This is a genomic window from Shewanella inventionis (assembly GCF_014641855.1).
Classification (GTDB): Bacteria; Pseudomonadota; Gammaproteobacteria; order Enterobacterales; family Shewanellaceae; genus Shewanella; species Shewanella inventionis.
The window spans coordinates 1-2,591 of the sequence record NZ_BMII01000089.1; the positions used below are offsets into that span (position 1 = coordinate 1).

The 2,591-nt window shown below is 42.1% G+C and carries 2 protein-coding genes; one reads left to right on the top strand and one right to left on the bottom strand.

Going from position 1 to position 2,591, the window contains the following annotated elements; translation table 11 throughout:
• Positions 1-167: 167 nt before the first annotated feature.
• Complete coding sequence (locus IEW93_RS21620; protein WP_188741261.1) at positions 168-878, top strand: glycosyltransferase family protein; 711 nt, start codon at positions 168-170, stop codon at positions 876-878.
• Between the two features lie 471 nt (positions 879-1,349).
• On the opposite strand, the gene IEW93_RS21625 is transcribed toward IEW93_RS21620, so the two are convergent.
• The gene (locus tag IEW93_RS21625) at positions 1,350-2,297 is read right to left on the bottom strand and encodes an IS30 family transposase (RefSeq protein WP_041155238.1); all 948 of its coding nucleotides are present in this window, start codon (positions 2,295-2,297) and stop codon (positions 1,350-1,352) included.
• Positions 2,298-2,591 lie beyond the last annotated feature (294 nt).

Genomic DNA, 2,591 nt, shown 5'->3' on the forward strand with positions numbered 1-2,591 from the left:
TGTGGAGTTGGTTGAGGCAGCATAAGTTAGCTAATCGTTGCTTTGAAGGTTACGAGTCAATAGTTGATGCCTGTAGTGAAGCGTGGAATGCATTCATTGAAGATAAAGAGCGTGTGAAAAAAATGTGTCATCGACAATGGGCAACAATGATCACTTAGTTATGCGGAATGGTATTATGTCTTGCCTTATTCGCGATTATACTTGTAATTTTTAGCTGTTTTAGCGGTAAACAGATCCATTACTTATTCCCCACTTTTCCTTTTGTCGCTGTTTGGATTGCTAAGCAAGTTGATTTAAGAAAATTCAAAACAGAGTTCGCTGTAGTCGGTATTCTCATCCTGATTGTTGTTTTAATTTTTGGTTCACAATTTTGGGTTTCAAAAGCGTTTCGAAGCGCAGAGATTACTGATTTGTATCAAAGTTGGGGAATTCTTCCTCTACTACTTATCGGTTTACTTTTGTGGAAAAAAACACTTCCTATCGATCGTTTGGCATTGAACATTGGAGCTCTACTATTAAGTTTATCTGCGCTATTCGCCAGTTTGTCTCCTGTACTCAAGAATGTTTACGACGTAACTGAGCCAGGTCAACGTATCCATCAACTGCAATCTGAAGGGAATCAAGTCTCATTTATAGGGAAATACCACAATACTTTTGGATACGCGGGAAAATTGGAGATACCGCTACATCTAGTACCATCCAACCAAGCAGAGCGTGATGCATTTTTGAGAACAGAGCCTGGTTATACTGTCTGGATTCAACGTCATGAATCGAAAGCGCTAGAAGAAAACGCGATATACACGACCCCTTTCCGTGGACAGAGGCTGTACGTTATCGAAAATAAAGAGCTCGAAAAAGTATTACAAGCATCTAAGTAAGCAGTGTAACTCAGTAAGGCAAGTTAGTGATGGATGATTGGGAGTTAAAGGTAATCTTTAACACGATGGATAACTATAAAATAGAGTTGGGTTCGTACAAAGATCTGCAATCAAACATACTGGCTGAGTGGCTGCTTGCAGGGTACACAAAATAGTTTAGCCGTTTTTCTCTTGTTATGTATGACGATGACGGAATGTTTTTGAACTCTAAATTGCTTTCGCATGAAGCGTTTAACCAGCTAATTATCAAATGCTACATTGATAATTAGCTGGTTAACTTGACCATTTTGCCACGTCACTTTTAATGTATGGTTATACGTATACAAACCTAACGATTACTTCTGAAGTATCAGAATTTTTAGGTGAGAAGATATTGCACATCAAAAGACGAACAGAGTTCATTCTGCAATAACTAACAACTAACATCAGGTTAACCCCGAATTCAACTGCGAAGTGCGACACTCGTCAATATCAAGCAGCCAATGCCATTTCTTTAAATACAATCGCTGGCTGCTTGAAGCCTAAACACTTTCTTGGTCGATAATTTATTCGCGATAGAGCGAATTCAATATCGCTATCCGTTACTGTTGTTAGATCGGTTCCTTTTTTCACATATTGCCTTAAAAGGCCGTTAGCATTCTCATTGGCTCCACGCTCCCAAGAGCTATAAGGGTGGGCAAAATACACATCAGCTTCCAACTCCTTTGCGATGGTTTCATGACCTGCAAACTCTCTCCCGTTATCTGCCGTGATGGTATGCACATGCTCCTTATAAGGCATGAGTAGCTCTATGGTTGCTTTGGTGACATCATCTGCTGACTTAGATGGCACTTTTTTTACCACGTAAAATCGTGTTTTACGCTCCAAAATAGTCACCATAGCCCCAGTGCCGTGTTTGCCTAAGACAGTGTCGATTTCCCAATCACCAAATCGCTCCTTACTGTCAACGATGCTTGGCCGAACATCGATAGAAACGGCATTCTTGATAGCGGGCGCTTTTTCTTTTTTACCGCGACGATACCGCTTGTGTCCTTGTCTCAAATGGCGATATAGCTTGCCACCCAAGCGTTTATCCTGTGCAACAAATCGGTAGATCCACTCATGGCTGACAGCGGCACCGACTTTCGTTAATACACTGGAAATTTGCTCTGGGCTCCAATCCGCTTCTAAAAGCAAGCGGATAAAATCAACACGCTCCTGTGGTATACGGTATTTACGCGCTGATGTGCGTTTTTTGATTGATAACATCTGGGCTTCGTTAGGACAATAATGTCTGCCCTTGCGGCCGCGTTTAAGCTCCCGGTATACCGTAGAGCGATGGCACTGAACAGTTTTAGCTATTTCAGAAACCGAAATTCCCCGTTCCAAAAGAGCCGAAATCTGATATCTTCTGCCCTCGGTCAACTGCTGATAATTCATGGTAGTACTGCTTGTTTCTTTGACGAGAAGAGCGTACCACTTTTAGCAGTTGGCCTCCTCTTCTACACCTTTCCATGAATGTCGCACTTATTATCTGAAATCGGGACTTTCCCATACCTGACTTAATCCGTATTTTGCTAAATTAAGTAGAAACTCTAACGAACTTCTGTCGGATAGGCGACACCTGTTACCAAGTGCCGCCCTCCTAAGAACCGTACGTGCAACTTTCACTGCATACGGCTCAAGCCTCCACTAAGGCGTGTTCTGTTACCCAGCACCCTATATCGCAGCCAA

Coding starts and splice junctions, on each gene's coding strand:
- IEW93_RS21620 (WP_188741261.1), top strand. CDS start 168: ATGGTATTATGTCTTGCCTTATTCGCGATTATACTTGTAATTTTTAGC.
- IEW93_RS21625 (WP_041155238.1), bottom strand. CDS start 2,297: ATGAATTATCAGCAGTTGACCGAGGGCAGAAGATATCAGATTTCGGCT.